At 72.5% G+C, this 714-nt stretch carries 1 protein-coding gene; it reads right to left on the reverse strand.

Going from position 1 to position 714, the window contains the following annotated elements:
- Positions 1 to 171: 171 nt before the first annotated feature.
- On the reverse strand, positions 172 to 714 hold a 543-nt coding region (locus MTR62_RS21130), incomplete at its 5' end, for an RNA polymerase sigma factor (RefSeq protein WP_327194448.1).

The following is a 714-nucleotide window of genomic DNA, read 5'->3' on the forward strand; positions in this document are numbered from 1 at the left end:
GCCCGTCGCCGGGGCGACCCCGGCCGTCCCCGCCCGCGCCCAGGCCGGGAACAGGCCCGACAGCGCCAGCCCCCCGGCCAGCGAGCCCGTAAGCGAGCCGGACAGCGAAAGGAACCGGCGGCGATCGAAGATGTGCTGTTGCCTCATGCCCCGTTTACGCGCCGGGGCGGGCTATCCCTCGAGCCGTTGCGACAATTTTTGCCGCGCGCGGTAGATTCGCGTCTCCACCGCCTTGCGGCTGATACCCAGCACTTGCGCCGCCGCGTCCTGGCTCAGCCCTTCGAGCGTGCAGAGCAGCAGCGGGTCCTTGAGCGTCCCCGGCAAGGCGGCGATCGCCGCCTCGATCCGGGCGACCTCCTGGCGCGAGAGGAGCGCGGCCTCGGGATCGGGCGTGCCCGTATCGGCCAGCGCCGCCGCCTCGTCGAGCGGCGCGGCGAACGTGAACAGACGGCGCACCGTGCGCCGCCGCGCCCAATCGTGGCACTTGTTGAGCGCGATGCGCAGCAACCAGCCGCGAAAGGGGCGCTGCGCATCGTACCGGGCCAGCGCGAGGAAGGCGGCGACAAAGCACTCCTGCGTCACGTCGAGCGCGTCGGCCTCATGCCCGGTATAGGAATGGACGAAGCGGTAGATCGCCTCGCGGTGGAGACGCATCAAGGTGCGGTGGCCCGAAGCCCGCCCGGCCAGCGCCTCGGCCACCGCCGCGGCGCTGCC

Source organism: Novosphingobium organovorum, from assembly GCF_022832435.1.
Taxonomy (GTDB): Bacteria; Pseudomonadota; Alphaproteobacteria; order Sphingomonadales; family Sphingomonadaceae; genus Novosphingobium; species Novosphingobium organovorum.